Origin of the sequence: Pseudomonas sp. 8 R 14 (assembly GCF_900005955.1) — a bacterium.
Taxonomy (GTDB): domain Bacteria; phylum Pseudomonadota; class Gammaproteobacteria; order Pseudomonadales; family Pseudomonadaceae; genus Aquipseudomonas; species Aquipseudomonas marginalis.
On record NZ_CVTH01000021.1, the window covers coordinates 174,882 to 195,317 of the forward strand.

The following is a 20,436-nucleotide window of genomic DNA, read 5'->3' on the forward strand; positions in this document are numbered from 1 at the left end:
GCTCGATGACGCCACCCTGACGTTCCTCGGGCAGCAGCTGGAGCAGCGCCTGGCGCAGAACCGTACGCACATGGTGGTGCTGGTCTCGGCGCTGACGGCGGTGTTTTTGCTGATCTTCTACCTGTATGCAGGGTTCTACGCGTCTACGCGCACCACGTTACGGCGCCTGGGGGCGATGATGGACAAGGTGGCCGCCGGCGACATGACCGTTACCTTTGTTGCCCAAAGCCGCGATGAGTTGGGCGACCTCGGCCAAGTGTTCAACGGCACCGTGGCGAAAATCCATGATTTGATCGAGCGCGTCGGGCATACCGTCAGCCAGGTCGAGTTGCAGGCCGGCCAAGTGGAAACGGTCTCGGCCCGGAGCAATCAGGCGGTCTCTGGCCAGCGCATGCAGATTGAGCAGGTGGCGACGGCCATGAACCAAATGTCCTCCACCGCCCAGGAAGTGGCGCGCAGTGCCGCGGCGGCGGTCAGCAGTGCCCACAGCGTCAACGATGAAACCGTCAATGGCCGTGGCCTGGTGCAATCCCAGCAGGGCAGCATTGCGCGGCTGGCCTCGGAGATCGACCAGTCGGTTAGGGTGATCAACCAGTTGGCCACCGACAGCCAGTCCATCAGCAGCGTCCTGGAGGTGATCAAGAGCATCGCCGAGCAGACCAACCTGCTGGCACTCAATGCGGCCATCGAGGCCGCACGGGCGGGTGAGCAGGGACGCGGCTTTGCCGTGGTGGCCGACGAGGTGCGAACCCTGGCCCGGCGGACCCAGCATTCCACCGAAGAAATCGAGCAAATGATCAGCCGCCTGCACAGCGGCGTGGCCGCAGCCGTGAAGGCCATGGGGACCAGCCATGAAATGGCCAGCGGCACTGTGGAACAGTCGGACAAGGTCCAGCAAGCCCTGGAAAATATCCTCGGTGCCGTGGGCATGATCGTCGATCAGAATCAGCAGATCGCCGCAGCGGTGGAGCAGCAGACCGCCGTCGCCCATGACATCGACCAGAATATCGTCGAAATCAATCGTGCCGGCGAGCATGCCGCCCAAGGCGCGCATCAGACTGAAGCGGCGAGCCGGCAGCTGTCGATACAGGTGATCGAGTTGAAGCAACTGATCGGGGCCTTTCGTGTGTAAGGCGGTGGTGTAGGATTGGTCTTGGGTTGGTGTAGTGCCTGTCCTGATTTCCTGAAGTACCTTTTTTGCGCGGGTGAATGAGTGAAAATTTGTGTCACTCAATCAAGGTCCAAGGGAGGCATGACAATGACCACTGCAGTCGGCGTCAAGGGGCACTGCGCCCATTGCGACATCACGTTCGAACTCAAGCCTTGGCAGTTAAATGCCATCGCCATTGAAGAACCCTTTGATTGCCCGTATTGCCAGCGCGTCCTGGAGCTGAACTGCCCCCGGCAGTTGCGACATTTCAAGGCGCTGGACCATTGGGCGCTGGTACGCCCGAGCATGGCCGTGCTGACGTGTGTGGTGCTGATCGTGGCGCTGGTGACGGAGTGGATTGGCCTGATCAGTGTGGTCGGGCAGCTCAACGTGTCATTGATGGTGCTGCTGGTGCACTTCCTGGTGCTGCGCTATGTCCGTCATCGGCAGCGAATGACCTTGAACCTGCAAGCGGTGACCCCGGTACTACCAATTGAACAGCTCGCACGCATTGCGTGTGCTCGCCTCGGCCAGCGCTAGGGGGCTGGTGCCCATGCGCTCGGCCAGGGCGGTGCAGATCGCCGGCAGGTGCTGCGGGCTGTTGCGCTGGCCCGGGTACATGGCCGGCGCCATGTCGGGGGCGTCGGTTTCCAGTACGACCGCGTTCAGCGGCAGCTGTGCCAGCACCTTATGCATGCGCAGGGCCTGGGGCCATGTGGCTGCGCCGCCCAGGCCGAGCTTGAACCCGAGCTTGATGTATTCGTGGGCTTCTTCCCGGCTGCCGGCAAACGCGTGGATGATGCCGCCCCGTGGCAGGCGGATGCGCTTGAGCGTGGCGATCACGGCCGCGTGGCTGCGGCGTACGTGGAGCAGCGCCGGCAGTTGGAAGTCCACCGCCAGTTTGAGCTGGGCTTCGAACAGGCCTTGCTGGCCTTCGCGATCCAGCTGTTCAACAAAGTAATCCAGGCCGATCTCACCTACCGCGCAGAGCTGTCGATGGCCGTGGAGGCGGGTCAACCAGTCTCCCAACTCCGTCAGGTCGGCGGGCTTGTGCTCATCAAGGTACACCGGATGCAGGCCAAAGGCCGCGAACAAGCCGGCATCCGCCTGCACCAGATCCCACAGCCGCTGCCAGTTCTGCTGATACACCCCCAACACCACCATGCGCCGCACGCCCAACTCACGGCTGTGGGCGAGGACTTCCCGGCGATCGCTGTCGAAGTCCGGGAAGTCCAGGTGGGTGTGGGTGTCGATCAGTTCCACGCTCAGGCCTCGTGGATACGCTGCTTGAAGGTCCGGCCGATGGCGTGCACGCCCGGTTGGTACTGTTCTTCTTCAATGGCGGCCAGGGCCAGGCGCAGGGCGGTGTCGGCAATCAGCTGATGTTGCTGGGCCATGGCGTTGACCGGCAGCGGCAGGAAGTCCAGCAACTGGGTGTCACCAAACGTGCCCAGGCGCAGCGGGCGTGACTTGAGCGGGAAGTCATGCAGTGCGTCGAACACGCCTTGCAGCAGCACGTAGGACGTGGTCACCAAGGCGTCAGGCAAGTGCCCCAGTTGATGCAGAAGTTGCTCCATCAGCTGTCGGCCACAGTCGCGGCTGAAGGCTTCGCCGTGTTCGACGATGACCTCGCCGGTGAAACCGTCAAGCGCTTCACGGAAGCCAGCCGCACGCTCCTGGCTGATGCTCAGCTCGGGCCGCGCGCCAATCAGCACGATCTGCTTGGGCAACGGTTGCAGCAAGCTGCTGGTCAGTTGCTGGCAGGCCTGGCGGTCGTCGCTGACCACCGAGCAGAACTGGTCCGCCCCCATCACCCGGTCGATGGCAATCACCGGCAAACCCTTGGCTTGCAGCTCGCGGTAACTGTCATCGCTGGCCGGCAGGCAGCTGGCGACGAACAGCGCGTCGCAACGGCGGGCGCGGAACAGTTGCAGCAGTTGGCGCTCGCTCTCGGCTTCATCGTCTGAACTGGCGATCAGCAACTGATAGCCGCGGGCCCGTGCACCTTGCTCCAGCAGCTTGGCGATGCGTGCGTAACTGGGGTTTTCCAGATCCGGGAGGATGAACCCCAGGGTACGGGTATGCCGGCTGCGCAGCCCGGCGGCCTGGGGGTTGGGCGTAAAGCCATGGGCTTCAACCACGGCACGCACGCGCTCGACAGTCGCGCTGCTGATGCGTTGCTGTGCGGCTTTGCCATTGATGACATAGCTGGCGGTGGTCACGGACACACCGGCCAGACGTGCGATATCACTGAGTTTCAAACCGGGATTTCCTTGTTTTTTGGAGCTCGCCCCGACATTTTGTCCAATCGTAACCGATTCCTGCACACGACTAATGTCTCAGCTCAAGTGCCGAGTGGTCCTTCAAGGATGCGCAATTAACGCGTAACCTGCCATAAATTCTAGATTAAACGTTTCAGCCGGCGTATTTTTACGACGTTAGCTACTGAGTGCCTACTGCCAATTGACTGCTCAGTCAGCTGTCCCGGAACACCATTACACTGTTTTATTCAAAACAATACCTAGTGCGTCCATCGCACTAACTAGGAGAACGGCATGCTTGAGCTCACTGTAGAGCAGATTTCCATGGGCCAGGTGGCTGTGGATAAATCTGCTGCCCTGCACCTGCTCGCTGACAAACTGGTGGCTGATGGGCTGGTCGCCGAGGGGTATCTCAGCGGCTTGCAAGCCCGTGAAGCCCAAGGCTCGACCTTTCTTGGCCAAGGTATTGCCATCCCCCATGGCACCCCCGAAACCCGCGACCAGGTGTTTTCCACTGGCGTGCGCCTGTTGCAGTTCCCCGAAGGCGTGGACTGGGGCGATGGGCAGATTGTGTACCTGGCCATTGGTATTGCCGCCAAATCCGACGAACACCTGCGCCTGCTGCAACTGCTCACCCGCGCCCTCGGTGAAACCGACCTGGGCCAGGCGCTGCGTCGCGCCGGCACGGCTGAAGCCTTGCTGAAACTGCTGCAGGGCGCACCTCAGGAGCTGGCGCTGGACGCGCAGATGATCAGCCTGGGCGTGTCTGCCGATGACTTCGAAGAGCTTGTCTGGAGAGGCGCACGCCTGCTGCGCCAGGCCGATTGCGTCAGCAATGGGTTTGCCGCAGTGCTGCAACAGGTCGATGCGTTGCCCCTGGGTGATGGCCTGTGGTGGCTGCACAGCGAGCAGACGGTCAAGCGCCCGGGCCTGGCGTTTGTTACGCCCGACAAGCCCATGCGCTATCTCGGCCAGCCCCTTAACGGCCTGTTCTGCCTGGCCAGCCTGGGTGAAGCCCATCAGGCCTTGCTTGAACGCTTGTGCGCCTTGTTGATTGAAGGCCGTGGCCAGGAATTGGGGCGCGCCACCAGCAGCCGCGCGGTGCTCGAAGTGCTCGGCGGTGAGCTGCCACCTGACTGGCCCAGCGCCCGCATCACCCTGGCTAACGCCCACGGCCTGCACGCACGGCCGGCGAAGATCCTCGCGCAATTGGCCAAAAGTTTTGAAGGCGACATCCGCGTGCGCATCGTTGACGGCCCGGTAGGCGCCGTGTCGGTGAAGAGCCTGAGCAAGCTGCTGAGCCTTGGCGCCCGGCGTGGCCAGGTGCTGGAATTTGTTGCTGAACCGACGATTGCCGGCGATGCGTTGCCCGCGCTGCTGGCCGCCGTCGAAGAGGGCCTGGGCGAAGAGGTCGAGCCACTGCCGACCGTGAGCGCACAGCCCGAAGCCCTTGATATTGCGCCAGTGATCAGCGCGCCACAGGCCGGCAGCCAGCTCCAGGCCATCGCCGCGGCGCCGGGCATTGCCATTGGCCCTGCACATATCCAGATTCAACAGGTGTTCGATTACCCCTTGCGCGGCGAGTCCTCGGCCATTGAGCGCCAGCGCCTGCAAGATGCCCTGGCCGATGTGCGCCGGGATATCCAGGGCCTGATCGAACGCAGCCAGGCCAAAGCCATCCGCGAGATTTTCATCACCCACCAGGAAATGCTCGACGACCCGGAACTCACCGACGAAGTCGACACCCGTCTCAAGCAAGGTGAAAGCGCACAAGCGGCGTGGATGAGCGTGATCGAAGCCGCCGCCAAGCAGCAGGAATCGTTGCAGGATGCCTTGCTTGCCGAGCGCGCCGCCGACCTGCGCGACATCGGTCGCCGGGTGCTGGCGCAATTGTGCGGCGTTGAAACCGCCCAGGAACCGAGCGAAGCCTACATCCTGGTGATGGACGAAGTCGGCCCTTCAGACGTCGCGCGCCTGGATCCGACGCGTGTCGCCGGCATCCTCACCGCCCGCGGCGGCGCGACGGCCCACAGCGCTATTGTCGCGCGGGCCCTCGGTATTCCCGCGTTGGTCGGTGCCGGCCCGGCGGTATTGCTGCTGGCCGCCGGCACGCCGTTGTTGCTGGATGGCCAGCGCGGTCGCCTGCATGTAGACCCCGATGCAGCCACCCTGCAACGTGCCACCGTCGAGCGCGATACCCGTGAGCAACGCTTGCAGGCCGCCTCGGCCCAGCGCCACGAACCGGCGCTGACCCGTGATGGTCACGCCGTGGAAGTGTTCGCCAATATCGGCGAAAGCGCCGGTGTGGCCAGCGCCGTGGAGCAGGGCGCCGAAGGCATTGGTTTGCTGCGCACCGAACTGATTTTCATGGCCCACCCCCAAGCCCCGGACGAAGCCACCCAGGAAGCCGAGTACCGCCGTGTGCTCGACGGCCTCGGTGGCCGCCCGCTGGTGGTGCGCACCCTCGATGTGGGCGGCGACAAACCGCTGCCGTATTGGCCGATTGCCGAGGAAGAAAACCCCTTCCTCGGCGTACGCGGTATTCGCCTGACCCTGCAACGCCCGCAGATCATGGAAGCGCAATTGCGCGCACTGCTGCGCTCGGCGGATAACCGCCCGTTGCGCATCATGTTCCCGATGGTCGGCAGCGTGGATGAGTGGCGTGCCGCCCGCGACATGACCGAACGCCTGCGCCTGGAAATCCCGGTGGCCGACCTGCAACTGGGGATCATGATCGAAGTGCCGTCCGCCGCACTGTTGGCGCCGGTGCTGGCCAAGGAAGTGGACTTCTTCAGTGTTGGCACCAACGACCTGACCCAGTACACCCTCGCCATCGACCGTGGCCACCCGACCTTGTCGGCCCAGGCCGATGGCCTGCACCCGGCGGTATTGCAACTGATCGACATCACCGTGCGTGCGGCCCATGCCCATGGCAAATGGGTCGGGGTGTGCGGCGAACTGGCGGCGGACCCGCTGGCGGTGCCGGTGCTGGTCGGCCTGGGTGTGGATGAGTTGAGCGTGTCGGCCCGCAGCATTCCCGAAGTGAAGGCGCGGGTGCGTGAATTCAGTCTGAGCGAGGCCCAGGGCCTGGCGCAAAAAGCACTGGCGGTGGGTTCGCCCGCCGAAGTGCGTGCCCTTGTGGAGGCCGTGTAGATGGCAAGGATTCTGACCCTGACGCTGAACCCGGCGTTGGACCTGACGGTACGCCTGGCGCGCCTGGAACCGGGTGAAGTCAACCGCAGCGAAACCCTGCTCACCCATGCCGCCGGCAAGGGCGTGAATGTGGCGCAAGTCTTGGCCGACCTGGGCCATCAAGTGACCGTGGGCGGTTTTCTCGGCGAGGACAATCCCCAAGCCTTCGAGGCGCTGATTGCACAACGTGGTTTTGCCGACGCGTTTATCCGCGTGCCCGGCGAAACCCGCAGCAATATCAAGATTGCCGAGCAGGACGGCCGGGTCACCGACATCAATGCGCCGGGGCCGTTGGTCAGTGAGCAGGCGCAGCAAGCGTTGCTCGACCAATTGACGCGCATTGCGCCGGGCCATGATGCGGTGGTCGTCGCCGGCAGCTTGCCGTGTGGCGTCAGCCCGCAGTGGTTGCAGGGGCTGTTGGAACACCTGAAGCGTCTGGGCTTGAAAGTCGCCCTGGACACCAGCGGCGAGGCGCTGCGTGCCGGTCTCAAGGCGGCCCCGTGGTTGATCAAACCCAATACCGAAGAGCTCGCCGATGCCCTGGGCAATGCCACCAACGTCATCAGCCAACTGCATCAGCAGGGTGTTGAACATGTGGTCGTCTCCGACGGTGCCGCGGGCGTGAGCTGGTACAGCCGGGCCACCACCCTGCATGCCACGCCGCCCAAGGTGACGGTGGCCAGTACGGTAGGTGCCGGCGATTCGCTGCTGGCCGGGATGCTCCATGGTTTGCTTGAGTCTGAAGCGCCTGAACAAACCCTGCGTCGCGCCACGGCAATTGCCGCCATGGCGGTGACACAGATCGGTTTCGGCATCCGCGACGCCGCGCAGCTGGCGCGTCTTGAAAGCGGCGTCGCTGTACGCCCGCTGACAGAACAATAAGAGGGATTGTCATGAAGTTAGCCATTGTTACTGCCTGCCCCAACGGCATGGTCACCAGTGTGCTGTGCGCCCGCTTGTTGGACGCCGCCGCTCAACGCCAGGGCTGGAGCACCAGCGTTGAGGTGGTGGATGTACAGCGCCCGGAGCGCCAGTTGTCCCAGGCCACCATCGACGCCGCCGAATGGGTGTTGCTGGTCACCAGCACGGCGGTGGATATGCAGCGGTTTGTCGGCAAGCGGGTGTTCCAGAGCACACCGGCCCAGGCGCTGGCGGATGTCGAGGCGGTGTTGCGCCGGGGCGCTGAAGAAGCCCAAGAGTATGTCGTCAGCCAGGCAGCGGCTGCGTCGAAGCATGCCCCGCGCATCGTCGCGATTACCGCATGCCCGACCGGCGTGGCCCATACCTTCATGGCCGCCGAAGCCTTGCAACAGACCGCCAAGCGCCTGGGCTATGACTTGCAGGTAGAGACCCAGGGCTCGGTCGGTGCGCGTACGCCGTTGAGCCCCGAGGCCATCGCCAATGCCGACGTGGTGCTGCTGGCGGCCGACATCGAAGTGGCCACCGAGCGTTTCGCCGGCAAGAAGATCTACCGTTGCGGCACCGGTATTGCGCTCAAGCAATCCGAGGCCACCCTCAACAAGGCCCTGGCCGAAGGCGCGGTGGAAAGTGCGGGCAGCGGTGCCGTGGCCAAGAAAGAAAAAACCGGCGTCTACAAACACCTGCTGACCGGTGTGTCGTTCATGTTGCCGATGGTGGTGGCGGGCGGTTTGCTGATCGCCTTGTCATTCGTGTTCGGCATCCATGCGTTTGAGCAGGAAGGCACGTTGGCGGCTGCGCTGAAAACCGTCGGCGACCGCGCCTTTATGCTGATGGTGCCGCTGCTGGCGGGTTATATCGCGTACTCGATTGCCGACCGTCCGGGCATTGCCCCCGGCATGATTGGTGGCCTGCTGGCGGGTACGCTGGGGGCCGGTTTTATCGGCGGGATCTTCGCCGGGTTTCTCGCCGGTTATTGCGTCAAGCTGATCACCCGTGTGGTGAAGTTGCCGCAGAGCCTGGAAGCACTCAAGCCGATCCTGATCATTCCGCTGCTGGCAAGCCTGTTCACGGGCCTGGCGATGATCTACCTGGTGGGACCGCCGGTGGCGCGCATGCTCACGGGCCTGACCGATTTTCTCGCGACCATGGGCACCACCAATGCGGTGCTGCTGGGCATCCTGTTGGGCGGCATGATGTGTGTCGACCTGGGCGGGCCGATCAACAAGGCGGCGTATGCGTTTTCCGTCGGCTTGCTGGCGGCACAGAGCGGCGCACCGATGGCCGCGACCATGGCGGCGGGCATGGTGCCGCCAATCGGCATGGGCATCGCCACGTTCCTGGCGCGACGCAAGTTCGCCCAGACCGAACGCGAGGCCGGCAAGGCCGCGATGATCCTGGGCATGTGCTTTATCTCCGAGGGCGCGATCCCGTTTGCCGCCAAGGACCCGCTGCGCGTGATCCCGGCCAGCATCGCCGGTGGCGCGTTGACCGGGGCGCTGTCGATGTACTTCGGCTGCAAACTGGCGGCGCCCCACGGCGGCCTGTTTGTGCTGGTGATCCCGAATGCGATGAACCATGCGCTGCTGTACCTGCTGGCAATCGTTGCCGGTAGCCTGCTGACCGGTTTGGTGTATGCGCTGATCAAACGTCCGGAAGTGGTGGAGCTTGCTGTCGCACCCGTGTCATAAGCGCATGCTTTAGTGGCCCTTTTGATACTCAAGAGGGCACCTGCATGAGCCACTTCGATCTCGGCCGTCGCCGTGTGATGCAAGCCGTCGGCGCCGGTCTGCTGCTGCCGGGCCTGGCCCCGGCGGTGATCGCGTCGATCAAGGACCGGCCGCAACTCACCGACGGCGTGCAGTCCGGCGACCTGCTCGGTGATCGCGCGATGATCTGGAGCCGCAGCGACCGCCCGGCGCGCATGGTGGTGGAGTGGGACACCCGCAGCGTGTTCAGCAACCCGCGCAAATTCGTCTCGTCCCTGGCCGACAACCGCACCGACTTTACCGCCCGCGTCGAACTCACCGGGCTGCCCGCCGACCAGGCGATTTTCTACCGCGTGCACTTTGAGGACGCCCAGACCGGCGTCGCCAGCGAGCCGTGGTTCGGCCACCTGCGCAGCGTGCCGCAACAACGCCGCGACATCCGGTTTGTGTGGAGCGGCGACACCGTCGGCCAAGGCTTTGGCATCAACCCGGACATCGGCGGTATGCGCATCTACGAAGCCATGCGCCTGCGCCTGCCGGACTTCTTTATCCACAGCGGCGACACCATCTACGCCGACGGCCCGGTGCCCGCGCAGTTGCCCACCGAGGGCGGGCGCATCTGGCGCAATATCACCACCGAAGCCAAGAGCAAGGTCGCCGAAACCCTCGACGAGTATCGCGGCAACTACCGCTACAACCTGCTGGACGAAAACGTGCGTCGCTTCAATGCCGAGGTGCCGCAGATCTGGCAGTGGGATGACCATGAAGTGGTGAATAACTGGTCGCCCGGCAAGCAACTTGACGAGCGCTACCAGACCAAGGACATCAACACCTTGGTGAGCCGCGCACGCCTGGCCTGGCTGGAGTATTCACCCATGCGCCGGCAAAGCGCAGACGGCGGCGGGCGGATTTATCGCAAGCTCAGCTATGGCCCGCTGCTGGATGTATTCGTGCTCGACATGCGCAGCTATCGCGGCCCCAACGATGACAACCTGGGCGGTGAAAAACCCTTCCTCGGCCGCGAGCAGTTGAACTGGCTCAAGCGCGAACTCAAGGTCTCCCAGGCGCAGTGGAAGGTGATCGCCGCCGACATGCCCATCGGCCTCGGCGTGCCCGACGGCGAAGTCAGCCCCGGCGTGCCGCGCTGGGAAGCCATCGCCAATAATGATCCAGGCCCGGCGCAAGGCCGCGAGCTGGAAATCGCCGAATTACTCGGCTTTCTGCGCGCGCAAAAGGTACGCAACCATGTGTGGTTGACGGCGGATGTGCATTACTGCGCGGCCCATCACTACCACCCGGATCGGGCGGCGTTCCAGGATTTCGAGCCGTTCTGGGAGTTTGTCGCCGGGCCTCTGAATGCGGGCAGCTTCGGTCCGAATCCCTTGGATAAAACCTTTGGCCCTGAGGTGGTGTTCGAGAAGGCCCCGCCTGCGCAGAACACCTCGCCGTTTGCCGGGTTTCAGTTTTTTGGCGAAGTGCAGATTGACGGGCAGACAGCGGAGTTGACCGTGATTTTGCGCGACCTGGATGGGGTCTCGGTATTCGAACAGAAGCTGCAACCGGTCTGACCTGAAATGCAATCTAAATGTGGGAGGGGGCAAGCCCCTCCCACATTGGATCACATCAGTAGACATCCCGGCGGTAGCGCCCCTGTTCGATCAAGCGCTCCACTGCCTCACTCCCGAGGATGTCGACCAGCGCCTGGTCCACGCCCGTCGCCATCCCCTGCAAGCTGCCGCACACATAAATCGCCGCGCCGTCCGCGAGCCATTTACGCAGGACATCGGCGGATTCACGCAGGCGATCCTGCACGTAGATTTTCTCCTCCTGATCCCGGGAAAACGCCAGGTCCAGCAGGGCCAGGTCACCACTGGCCAGCCAGCCTTGCAGCTCGTCCCGGCACAGGTAGTCGTGGGCGATGGTGCGTTCGCCGAACAGCAGCCAGTTGCGCTGCTGGCCATCGGCAATGCGCGCCTTGAGCAAGCTGCGCAAACCGGCCAGGCCGGTGCCGTTACCCAGCAGGATCAATGGCACCGGCGCCTCCGGCAGGTGGAAGCCACTGTTACGGCGCAAGCGCAGGCTGATCGCCGAACCAATGGCCGCATGCTCGGTGAGCCAGCCCGAGCCCACACCCAGGCTGCCGTCGGGGTGGCGTTCCTGGCGCACGATCAATTCCAGCACGCCGTCGCTGGCGATCGAGGCGATGGAGTATTCGCGCATGCCCAGGGGCGCGAGCGCGTTCACCAGCGCTTGAGCGTGCAGGGCGACCAGGTGCGCCCGGTTGTCCGGCAGTTGGCGGGTCGCAAGGGCCTGGTTGAGTGTGTGTGGCAGGCCGTCGATCAGCACGCCGTCGGTGCCGATCAGCCCCAGGCCTTCGAGGAAGTGCTCGATGGCCCACGGGCAATTGCGCGGCAGGATTTCCACCAGGTCGCCGGCCAGCCAGTTTTGTTTCGATGGCGATGTGAGGCCCAGCAGGTAGACGTCCGAGCTGGCGCTGCCGGGGTTGAGCAGGGTGCGCTGGCTCAGCGTCCAGTTTTCATACTGGGCGGTCGGCCAGGCGGCGGCGGGTGCCTGGCCCGTCAGCTGTCCAAGCTGTTGTTGCCAGTGCAGCAGGGCGGCACTGTCGCCGCTGTCCACTTCCACCGGCGCGAACAGTGGGTTACCGCCCTGGTGGGTCAGCCAGAAATGCAGGCGCCGGGCAAAGCCACAGAAGTGTTGGTACTGGCGATCACCCAGGGCCAGTACCGAGTAGTTCAGGCCTTTGAGTGACAGATCCTGGCCGAGCACGCTGCGCTCGAAACTGCGGGCGCTGTCGGGCGCTTCGCCGTCGCCGAAGGTGCTGACTACGAACAGCGCATTTTCCGACTGGCGCAAGTCGTCCTGGCTGACACTGCCCAGAGGCTGCACCTTCACCGGCAGGCCGGCCGCCTGCAATTGCCCGGCGGTCTGCCAGGCCAGTTGCTCGGCAAACCCGCTCTGGCTGGCAAAGCCGATCAGCCAGGCCGGGGCATCACTGTGGTTGGCACTGAGGCCTTTGCGCGCGTCGCGCACCTGGCGCTTTTTGCGGCGACGGTCCAGGTACAGCAGCCAGCCGGTGATGAAGAACAGCGGCATGAGCAGCGAGCTGACAGTGAGGATAATGCGCCCCGCCAGGCCGAAATAACTGCCGGTGTGCAGCGCGTAGATGCTGGTGAGTAACTGCGACTTGAAAGTTTTGCCGGCGTACGTGTCATGGGATTTGACCTCGCCGGTGGCCGGGTCCAGGTTGATCTGGTTCAGTGCGCGGTCGTGGGGGGAGTCTTTGAGCAGGTAATAGACGATGGCGGGTTGCCCGGCGACGGCTGGCATGCGGATGTTATAGGCACTCAAGTCTGGGCCGGCGTTGCTGTAGATGCTGCTCCAGATCGCGTCGTAGTTGGCCACCGGTGCCGGGCCTGCGGGCGGTGGGCCGCGCTTGCGCATCCGTTCATTCTGCGGCGCGTCGGACAGCAGTTTGGTCAGGCCCTGGCTGTACCAGTCGTAGGACCAGGACAGGCCGGTCAGCGCCGCCAGCAGGTAGGCCAGCAGGCACCAGGTGCCGAACACCGAATGCAAATCCCAGTTGAAGCTGCGGCCCTTTTTGCGCCAGTCCAGCGTCAGCCAGGCACGCCAGTTGGCGACCTGGCGCGGCCAGCGCAGGTACAGGCCGGACAGGCAGAAGAACACCAGGATCAGCGTGCAGGCGCCGGTGATCTGCCGGCCGGTTTCGCCCATGGCCAGGAAGCGGTGCAGTTGCAGGATAAAACCGAGTACATCCTGGCCGACCGCGTCGCCCATGTAGTCGCCGGTGTAGGGGTCGAAATAGCGCATCTGGCCACGGCGCTCGCCCGGCGGCGGGGTGAAGAACACGCGGGCGGCATTGCCGCTTTCGCTTTCCACCCACAGCATGGACACGGCCTTGCCTTCGGTGGCTTCCAGCTTGCGCACCAGCTCGGCGGGCGGCAGCACGCCGGCTTCGCGTTTCTCCACGCTCAACACGCTCGGGTTGAGCGCCCGCAGAATCTCATCCTGAAACGAGACCGCAGCCCCGGTGATCCCCATCAAGGCCAGCACCAGCCCGGCAGTGATGCCGAAGAACCAGTGCAACTGGAACAGGGTTTTCTTCAACACGTCGGACCGCCTCGTCTATCTGAATATGTAGGGCACGGCGCGCATTATGCCGTGGGTTGTCGAGAAACATTCTGTTTGACATGCAAAAGCCCCACGCATCCGATGCGTGGGGCTTTGTGGGCTGCTGACCGTTTAGAAGTGGAAGCTTGTGGACAGCAGCGCCGTGCGGCCCGCCGCCTGGTTGGCGAAGTGCGAGGCGTAGGCTTTGTCGTAATAGGTCTTGTCTGTCAGGTTCTGCACGTTCAATTGCAGGTCGACGTTTTTGCTCAGCTTATAGCTGGCCATGGCGTCGTAGCGGGTGTAGGAGGGCACATACACGGTGTTGGCCGCATCGCCGTAAACCTGATCGACGTAGAACGCGCCACCGCCGATGGTCAGCTTCGGGGTCACGTTATAGGTGGTCCACAGGCTGAACGAGTTCTCCGGCGTGTTGGGCATTTGGTTGCCTTTGTTGGAACCGGCCTGGACGACGCCCTGGCGGTTGCCGTTTTTGCCTGGGTCAACCAGTTCGGCTTTCAGGTAGCTGTAGCCGGCGAATACTTGCCACTGTTCGGTGATCTTGCCGCTGGCGGACAGTTCCAGGCCATCGACCCGCGACTCGCCTGCCGTTTCGTAGGTGTTGGAGTCCACCAGGATGCGGGTGTTTTTCTTCTCGGTACGGAACACTGCGGCAGACAGGGACAGGCGGTTGTGGAACAGGTCCCACTTGGTGCCCAGCTCGTAGTTGACGGTTTCTTCGGGCTTGAGGTCGCTGGTGTTGATGCCGGTAGGAATCGCATTGCTGTCGACTCCTTCGCCCACCAGTCCACCTGCCGGTGAGGCCGAGGTCGCGTAGGAGGTGTAGATGCTGCCGTTCTCCAAAGGCTTCCAGACCAGGCCGGCCTGCCAGTTGAAGAACTGGCTGTCGTCCTTGACCTTGCTGCGCGCCCTGACCGTCGAGGTCGGTACGGCGTTGGTGTTGGCTTCGGTGTCGAAGGTGTCGTAGCGCAGGCCGACGTTCAGCAGCCATTTCGGATCGAGTTCGATGGTGTCGAAGACGTAGGCGGCACGGCTGGTGGCCTTGGTGTTGGTGCCGTTGTAATTGCGCGCGATGCTGCCGGTCCAGGCGTCGTCCGGATTCGGGTTGCTCAGCGAGGTGCACTGTCCACCCCGGCCGCCGCCGGCCACGGTGCACGTCGGGTTGCTGTTCGGTGTGACGGTGTAACCGCTGACGCGGGTTCCTTCGCCGGTGAATTCCAGGCCGGTGGAGTAGCTGTGCTTGAAGCCAAGCGCCTGGAAATTGCCGAACAGATCTGTCTGGTTGGTGGTGGTCGTGGTGGTGGAGACGCGAGTGTTCGCGCGACGCCACACGGTGCCGAAACGGTTGACGTTGCGTTGGCTATCGTCCGGCTGCGTGAGCACGTAGTCCTGGCCGGTGCTGCCATGGCGCAGGGTGTTTTTCAGCGTCATGTCGTCGTTCAGGTCGTGCTCGATGGAGAACGTGCTGATGTCCGCGCGGGTCTTGCGGAAGTCGCGGTCCTTGAGACCGTAGAAGTTATTGCTGTCGCCGCCGTCGGTGGGTTTGTCGTGCACGTGAGTGGTGGCGGTCGAAGAGCTGTAGCCATACGGAATGCCCGAGTCCGGCAGGTCATTGCTTTCCATATGGTAGTAGCTGAGGTTGACGCGGGTCGGCGTGCCCAGGCCGAAGGTCAGCGAAGGGGCCACGCCCCAGCGGTCGTAATTGACCGCGTCACGGCCAGCCACGTTCTGTTCGTGGCTCATCAGGTTCAGGCGGAACGCGGCGCTGTCGTCGAGGAACTGACGGTTCACGTCGAGTACATAGCGGCGGGTCTGGTCGGAACCGTAAGTGAAGCCGCCGTTGGTGAAGTCCCGGGCTTGCGGGGTCTTGCTCACCAGGTTGAGGCTGCCACCGGCCGAGCCACGACCGCCGAAGGAGGAGTTCGGGCCTTTGCTGACTTCGATGGACTCGATGTCGAAAATCTCACGGCTCTGGCCGCCGGTGTCGCGCACGCCGTCCAGGTAGGTGTCGCCCTGGGCGTCGAAACCACGGATGAATGGACGGTCGCCCTGGGGGTTGCCGCCTTCGCCGGCGCCGAAGGTAATCCCCGGTACGGTGCGCAGGGCATCCTGCAGCGAGGTGGCGGCGGTGTCCTTGAGGACTTGTTGTGGCACCACGGTCACCGAGCGCGGCGTGTCCACCAGCGGCGCGGTGTATTTTTGCGACGAGGCTTTTTCGACCTGGTACGCGGTGTTGTCCTGTTCTTCGCCGGTGATGCTGGTGGCGCCGAGGGCGATGCTGTTGCGCTGGCCTTTTTGTTCAGTGTCTTCGGCCGCCTGCGCCAGATGGGCGACAGAGCTGGCGCTGAGCGCAACGCCGATGGCCGAAGCCAGCATACGGGGTGAGCCAACAGGTGTTTTTGTGGTGGTGCGCGACATGACGTGTCCTTTCCCCAAGGAGGTGAGGCGGCGGAATATAGGGCGAACAAGACTTTCTATCAATTGCGATACATTACTATTCGCACTGAATTTACATTCTTTACACTTTTGCCTTACGGTTTTTACGTTCTCGTTCGTCTCCGGCGTTTTACAGGGAGGATAAGAATCAATACCATTGGCGCCTCTTTGCCTACAGGTATTGCCCCATGCTGCTGCACATTCCCGGCCTGTTCTCTCGCGAGGAAGTGCAGCGCATCCGCCACGCCCTGGAAACCGCCGATTGGGCCGATGGCAAAATCACCGCCGGGCACCAGTCCGCCAAAGCCAAGCACAACCTGCAATTGCCCGAAGGCCACCCGCTGGCCAAGGAGATCGGCGCGGCAATGCTCGAACGGTTGTGGAAAAATCCTCTGTTTATGTCAGCGGCGTTACCGCACAAGGTCTTCCCGCCGCTGCTCAATTGCTACACGGCTGGTGGCAGCTTCGATTTCCATATCGACAATGCCGTGCGCCAGGCCAGGGGCAGCCATGAACGGGTGCGCACGGACCTGTCGTCCACGCTGTTCTTCAGCGACCCGGACGACTATGACGGCGGCGAACTGGAGATCCAGGACACTTTCGGCCTGCAGCGCGTGAAGTTGCCGGCCGGCGATATGGTGTTGTATCCAGGCTCCAGCCTGCACAAAGTCGACGCCGTGACCCGAGGTGCGCGCTATGCCGCGTTTTTCTGGACCCAAAGCCTGGTGCGTGAAGACAGCCAGCGTACGCTGCTGTTCGAGATGGACGGCGCCATCCAGCAATTGAGCCGTGATGTCCCCGACCACCCAGGGCTGATCCAGCTCACCGGCACCTATCACAACCTGTTGCGTCGCTGGGTCGAGGTCTGACATGGGCTTTTTATTGCGCCGCGAAGAAGTGCTCAACGTTGAGCAATTGCAGGGCATGCTCGACGACTCGCCGGTGCGCGCGGCCCAGGCGATTCTGATCGCGGCCAAGGAGGGCGTGGTGGATGCCCAGGCCTTGCTCGGGCAAATCCTGCTGGAAGGCCGCGGTATTGCGCGCGACGAAGCGCTGGCGCTGCGGTGGTTCCAGATTGCGGCGCAGGGCGGGCATTTAATGGCGCGCAATATGGCCGGGCGTTGCCTGGAGCATGGCTGGGGGTGTGCCATCGACGAAGCGGCGGCTGCGCGGGAATACCGTTTGGCGGCAGACGCGGGATTGGATTGGGGCCAGTACAACTATGCCAATCTGCTGGCGACGGGCCGGGGTGTTGCCGAGAACCCGCAGCACGCGCTGGCCCTGTATCGGCAAGCCGCAGAACAGGGGCATGCCAAGTCGATGAACCTGCTGGGGCGCTACCTGGAAGACGCTCAGGTTTGCCCGAGGGACCTGGAGGCGGCTGTGGAGTGGTATCGACGCTCAGCCGAGGCCGGGGATTTTCGCGGGCAGTTCAGTTACGCGGCGGTGTTGGCCGACAGGGGCCAGGTCGAGGCGGCGCTGGAGTGGTTGCGCAAGGCGCTGGCGGGCGGAAATCTGAAGTTCCTGCGAACAGCCCACACGGCCTTGGCGGCGGCGAGTGATCCGCGGGTTCGAGCGCTGGCCGAGGCCTTCCGCCAACGGGCCGCGAGCCTTGCCTGAGGCATAAAAAAACCCATGACATGTCATGGGCTTCTTGTGTGCGGCCGTCTTACACGTAGAACGACTTCAACGGCGGAAAGCCATTGAACTCAACCGCGCTGTAGCTGGTGGTGTAGGCACCGGTCGACAGCCAGTACAAGCGATCACCGATCGCCAGGTTCAGCGGCAGGCCGTACTTGTAGTTTTCGTACATGATGTCGGCGCTGTCGCAGGTCGGGCCGGCGATGACCACTTCTTCCATCTCGCCTTTCTTCTCGGTCCAGATCGGGAACTTGATGGCTTCGTCCATGGTTTCGATCAGGCCGGAGAACTTGCCCACATCCGTGTACACCCAACGCTCGACGGCGGTACGGGATTTACGTGCAACCAATACCACTTCACTGACCAGGATGCCGGCGTTGGCGATCAGCGAACGGCCTGGCTCGAGGATGATTTCCGGCAGGTCATCGCCGAAGTCTTCCTTGAGGAAGCGGATGATTTCTTCGGCGTAGGTTTCCAGGCTGTTGGTGCGGGTGATGTAGTTGGCCGGGAAGCCGCCGCCCATGTTGATCAGCTTGAGGTGGATGCCGTCTTCTTCCTTCAGGCGCTCGAAGATCACCTTGACCTTGGCGATTGCCGCGTCCCACACGCTGATGTCGCGTTGCTGCGAGCCAACGTGGAACGAAATGCCGTAGGGCACCAGGCCGAGGTCACGAGCGAGGATCAGCAGGTCCATGGCCATGTCGGTCTGGCAGCCGAATTTGCGCGACAGAGGCCAGTCAGCCGTGGTCGAGCCTTCGGTGAGGATACGTACATACACTTTCGAACCCGGAGCGGCCTTGGCGATGTTGCGCAGGTCGGCTTCGGAGTCGGTGGAGAACAGGCGCACGCCCTTCTCGTAGAAGTAGCGGATGTCCTTGGATTTCTTGATGGTGTTGCCGTAGCTGATACGGTCGGCGCTGACGCCGCGGTCCATGACCTTGTCCAGCTCGTAGATCGAGGCGATATCGAAGCTCGAGCCTTTGTCTTTCAACAGGTCGATGATCTCGACGGCCGGGTTGGCCTTGACCGCGTAATACACCTTGGCGAATTCGAAACCGGCGCGCAGGTCATCGTAGGCCTGGCTGATCATCGCGGTGTCGATCACCACGAACGGGGTTTCCTGTTTGTCGGCGAACGCCTTCATTTTGTCAAAAGTGGCGCGCGCGAAATAATCTTCGACGTTGATCGACATGCTGGGAACTCCTAAGGGCAAACTAAATTGATCAATGGGTGCAAATGAACGTCCTCCGTATCCCCACTTTGGTTCGCCTACTTCCCAAGGCATGTCGCCGAAAGCAAAAAGGCCATGGGAATAGTCGCTTCCCTTGGCCTTGCTGTCTCGTCGTCAGTACTTGAGCCGGATGGATCGTTTCCAGCATGGACGTTCGGCGCGAACTTTAGGACGTGAGGGGCCATAGATCAACTAAAAATGTCGCGTTTTTGCACGCGTTCGTCGCGCGATGGCGTGCAGCTACTTATGTAACCGACAGGTGTGACGGATTGATGTTCCCCGCTGAGTGGTAATCGAGGCGATTTCCCTGACTCACCGAAGGGGAAATGTGGGAGGGGGCTTGCTCCCGATGGCGGTGTGTCAGTCACTTCATCTGTCACTGATCTACCGCTATCGGGAGCAAGCCCCCTCCCACATTTTTTAGGTTCATCACGGAATCCCGGGAAACACAGAAACAAGAACGCCGATTTGATTGATGATGTTCGTGCGAGCAAACACATCTAAAAAACCAGCGTTCTTATGCGTGATATTAATACTTTCCTTCCTTTTTGGGAGGGCTTTTCTGTCGTCACGATCAAGCCCGATGGTGACGTTCTAAAGATCGATCTGATTCCCCACGCCACCCGATTCCCTTCCTGCGGCGGCTGCCAAAAACCTTGTTCAACCACTCATGAGTATTGCGAGCGAACCGTTCGTGATCTGCCCATTCTCGGTCGCGCGGTGCGCCTCAGCATTTTGCTCAGGCGTGTTGGCTGCCGCGACTGTGGAAAACGCATGGAGGCCGTCAGTTGGCTGGATCGCTATGCCCGCATGACGCGCCGCTTGGCCGAGGCGGTCATTCAGGCCTGCGAGCGCCTTCCCACCCTGCACGTGGCCCAGATGTTTGGACTGCATTGGGACACTGTTCGGTTGCTGGAGCGTCGAGCCTTGCAGGCGGTGTTGAGTGAGTTGCCGAAGGCGCAACCACGACGCCTGATCATGGACGAGTTCGCGTTATTCAAAGGTCATCGTTACGCCAGCGTTGTGCTGGATGCCGATACACGACGAGTGCTGTGGATCGGTGAAGGCCGTAGCCGAGCGGCAGTCAGGCCGTTCTTCGAGGAGCTGGGGCCGGAGGGCTGCGCTCGAATCGAAGCGGTGGCGATGGACATGAATACTGCTTTTGATCTGGAGGTTCGCCAGCATTGCCCGAAAGCGCGAGTGGTCTACGACCTTTTCCATGTGGTGGCCAAATATGGCCGAGAGGTGATTGATCGGGTCCGCGTCGACGAAGCTAATCGGCTGCGTCATAACAAGCCGGCTCGCAAGGTCATCAAGCAGGCACGATGGCTGTTGCTGCGTAACCCACAGAACCTGAAAACGCCGGAACAACAGGTCCATTTGCAGGATTTATTGGAGGCCAACCAATCGCTGATGACAGTTTATTTGATGAAGGCTGAACTCAAAACGCTCTGGACACCGAGCACTGCCTGGACCTGGAGATCGGCCTGGAAGCAATGGCTGCGCCATGCATATGAAAGTGAAATACCGGCTCTGATCCAGTTTGCCAAACGGCTAAAGGGTTATTGGCGGGGCATCGTCAGTCGGGTTCGCTGGCCGATGCACACCGGTCAGTTGGAAGGAATAAACAATCGAATAAAGGTCATCAAACGGATGGCGTACGGTTACCGGGATAGCGAATTCTTCTTCATGAAGATCAAGAGCGTCTTTCCCGGTAATCCGTGATGAACC

Annotated in this window: 14 protein-coding genes and 1 pseudogene; 10 read left to right on the plus strand and 5 right to left on the minus strand. The window is 62.5% G+C overall.

Going from position 1 to position 20,436, the window contains the following annotated elements; genetic code table 11:
* Positions 1–70: 70 nt before the first annotated feature.
* The 3 genes and pseudogenes from BFQ01_RS33260 to BFQ01_RS02285 all read left to right on the plus strand — a co-directional run.
* Positions 71–274: pseudogene (locus BFQ01_RS33260) on the plus strand (HAMP domain-containing protein); the annotation flags it as partial.
* Positions 275–427: 153 nt separating this feature from the next.
* Positions 428–1,132: a methyl-accepting chemotaxis protein gene (locus BFQ01_RS33265; protein ID WP_370671242.1), complete on the plus strand. Its 705-nt coding sequence runs from the start codon at positions 428–430 to the stop codon at positions 1,130–1,132.
* A 126-nt stretch (positions 1,133–1,258) separates the two neighbouring features.
* Positions 1,259–1,690, plus strand: coding sequence for a hypothetical protein (locus tag BFQ01_RS02285; RefSeq protein ID WP_065924091.1), 432 nt, complete (start codon positions 1,259–1,261; stop codon positions 1,688–1,690).
* Here BFQ01_RS02285 and BFQ01_RS02290 read toward each other — a convergent pair.
* Together BFQ01_RS02290 and cra are read right to left on the minus strand one after the other, a co-directional pair.
* Positions 1,637–2,413, minus strand: a complete 777-nt coding sequence (locus tag BFQ01_RS02290) for a TatD family hydrolase (protein ID WP_065924092.1) — start codon at positions 2,411–2,413, stop codon at positions 1,637–1,639. The two genes, BFQ01_RS02285 and BFQ01_RS02290, sit on opposite strands and share 54 nt — an antisense overlap.
* A 2-nt stretch (positions 2,414–2,415) precedes the next feature.
* Complete coding sequence (gene cra, locus BFQ01_RS02295) at positions 2,416–3,411, minus strand: catabolite repressor/activator (RefSeq protein ID WP_065924093.1); 996 nt, start codon at positions 3,409–3,411, stop codon at positions 2,416–2,418.
* Between the two features lie 294 nt (positions 3,412–3,705).
* Here cra and ptsP point away from each other — a divergent pair, with 294 nt between their 5' ends.
* Genes ptsP through BFQ01_RS02315 form a run of 4 tightly spaced genes read left to right on the plus strand, consistent with a single transcriptional unit; the run spans position 3,706 to position 10,798 of the window.
* Positions 3,706–6,564: a phosphoenolpyruvate--protein phosphotransferase gene (gene ptsP, locus BFQ01_RS02300; RefSeq protein ID WP_065924094.1), complete on the plus strand. Its 2,859-nt coding sequence runs from the start codon at positions 3,706–3,708 to the stop codon at positions 6,562–6,564.
* Positions 6,565–7,485: a 1-phosphofructokinase gene (pfkB, locus tag BFQ01_RS02305; protein WP_065924095.1), complete on the plus strand. Its 921-nt coding sequence runs from the start codon at positions 6,565–6,567 to the stop codon at positions 7,483–7,485. It abuts the gene before it with no gap.
* Between the two features lie 11 nt (positions 7,486–7,496).
* On the plus strand, positions 7,497–9,212 hold the full coding sequence (locus tag BFQ01_RS02310; RefSeq protein ID WP_065924096.1) for a PTS fructose-like transporter subunit IIB: 1,716 nt from the start codon (positions 7,497–7,499) through the stop codon (positions 9,210–9,212).
* 44 nt (positions 9,213–9,256) lie between these two features.
* On the plus strand, positions 9,257–10,798 hold the full coding sequence (locus tag BFQ01_RS02315; RefSeq protein ID WP_065924097.1) for an alkaline phosphatase D family protein: 1,542 nt from the start codon (positions 9,257–9,259) through the stop codon (positions 10,796–10,798).
* A 55-nt stretch (positions 10,799–10,853) separates the two neighbouring features.
* On the opposite strand, the gene BFQ01_RS02320 is transcribed toward BFQ01_RS02315, so the two are convergent.
* Together BFQ01_RS02320 and BFQ01_RS02325 are read right to left on the minus strand one after the other, a co-directional pair.
* Complete coding sequence (locus tag BFQ01_RS02320) at positions 10,854–13,379, minus strand: PepSY domain-containing protein (RefSeq protein WP_065924098.1); 2,526 nt, start codon at positions 13,377–13,379, stop codon at positions 10,854–10,856.
* A gap of 132 nt (positions 13,380–13,511) precedes the next feature.
* Positions 13,512–15,815 carry a TonB-dependent receptor gene (locus BFQ01_RS02325; RefSeq protein ID WP_065924099.1) on the minus strand — a complete coding sequence of 768 codons (2,304 nt, stop codon included), beginning with the start codon at positions 15,813–15,815 and terminating at the stop codon, positions 13,512–13,514.
* Positions 15,816–16,021: 206 nt separating this feature from the next.
* Here BFQ01_RS02325 and BFQ01_RS02330 point away from each other — a divergent pair, with 206 nt between their 5' ends.
* The gene (locus BFQ01_RS02330; RefSeq protein ID WP_065924100.1) at positions 16,022–16,702 is read left to right on the plus strand and encodes a Fe2+-dependent dioxygenase; all 681 of its coding nucleotides are present in this window, start codon (positions 16,022–16,024) and stop codon (positions 16,700–16,702) included.
* Between the two features lies 1 nt (position 16,703).
* The gene (locus BFQ01_RS02335; protein ID WP_065924101.1) at positions 16,704–17,453 is read left to right on the plus strand and encodes a tetratricopeptide repeat protein; all 750 of its coding nucleotides are present in this window, start codon (positions 16,704–16,706) and stop codon (positions 17,451–17,453) included.
* A 49-nt stretch (positions 17,454–17,502) separates the two neighbouring features.
* Here the strand turns inward: BFQ01_RS02335 and BFQ01_RS02340 are convergent, their stop codons facing one another.
* Positions 17,503–18,666 (minus strand): type III PLP-dependent enzyme, encoded by a 1,164-nt coding sequence (locus tag BFQ01_RS02340; RefSeq protein ID WP_014716890.1) that lies wholly within the window; start codon positions 18,664–18,666, stop codon positions 17,503–17,505.
* Between the two features lie 558 nt (positions 18,667–19,224).
* Here BFQ01_RS02340 and BFQ01_RS02345 point away from each other — a divergent pair.
* Positions 19,225–20,430, plus strand: a complete 1,206-nt coding sequence (locus BFQ01_RS02345; protein WP_065924102.1) for an ISL3 family transposase — start codon at positions 19,225–19,227, stop codon at positions 20,428–20,430.
* Positions 20,431–20,436: the final 6 nt, after the last annotated feature.

Coding starts and splice junctions, on each gene's coding strand:
- BFQ01_RS02335 (WP_065924101.1), top strand. CDS start 16,704: ATGGGCTTTTTATTGCGCCGCGAAGAAGTGCTCAACGTTGAGCAATTG.
- BFQ01_RS02340 (WP_014716890.1), bottom strand. CDS start 18,666: ATGTCGATCAACGTCGAAGATTATTTCGCGCGCGCCACTTTTGACAAA.
- BFQ01_RS02345 (WP_065924102.1), top strand. CDS start 19,225: ATGCGTGATATTAATACTTTCCTTCCTTTTTGGGAGGGCTTTTCTGTC.
- BFQ01_RS02310 (WP_065924096.1), top strand. CDS start 7,497: ATGAAGTTAGCCATTGTTACTGCCTGCCCCAACGGCATGGTCACCAGT.
- pfkB (WP_065924095.1), top strand. CDS start 6,565: ATGGCAAGGATTCTGACCCTGACGCTGAACCCGGCGTTGGACCTGACG.
- BFQ01_RS02285 (WP_065924091.1), top strand. CDS start 1,259: ATGACCACTGCAGTCGGCGTCAAGGGGCACTGCGCCCATTGCGACATC.
- BFQ01_RS02325 (WP_065924099.1), bottom strand. CDS start 15,815: ATGTCGCGCACCACCACAAAAACACCTGTTGGCTCACCCCGTATGCTG.
- BFQ01_RS02315 (WP_065924097.1), top strand. CDS start 9,257: ATGAGCCACTTCGATCTCGGCCGTCGCCGTGTGATGCAAGCCGTCGGC.
- ptsP (WP_065924094.1), top strand. CDS start 3,706: ATGCTTGAGCTCACTGTAGAGCAGATTTCCATGGGCCAGGTGGCTGTG.
- BFQ01_RS02330 (WP_065924100.1), top strand. CDS start 16,022: ATGCTGCTGCACATTCCCGGCCTGTTCTCTCGCGAGGAAGTGCAGCGC.
- BFQ01_RS33265 (WP_370671242.1), top strand. CDS start 428: ATGTCCTCCACCGCCCAGGAAGTGGCGCGCAGTGCCGCGGCGGCGGTC.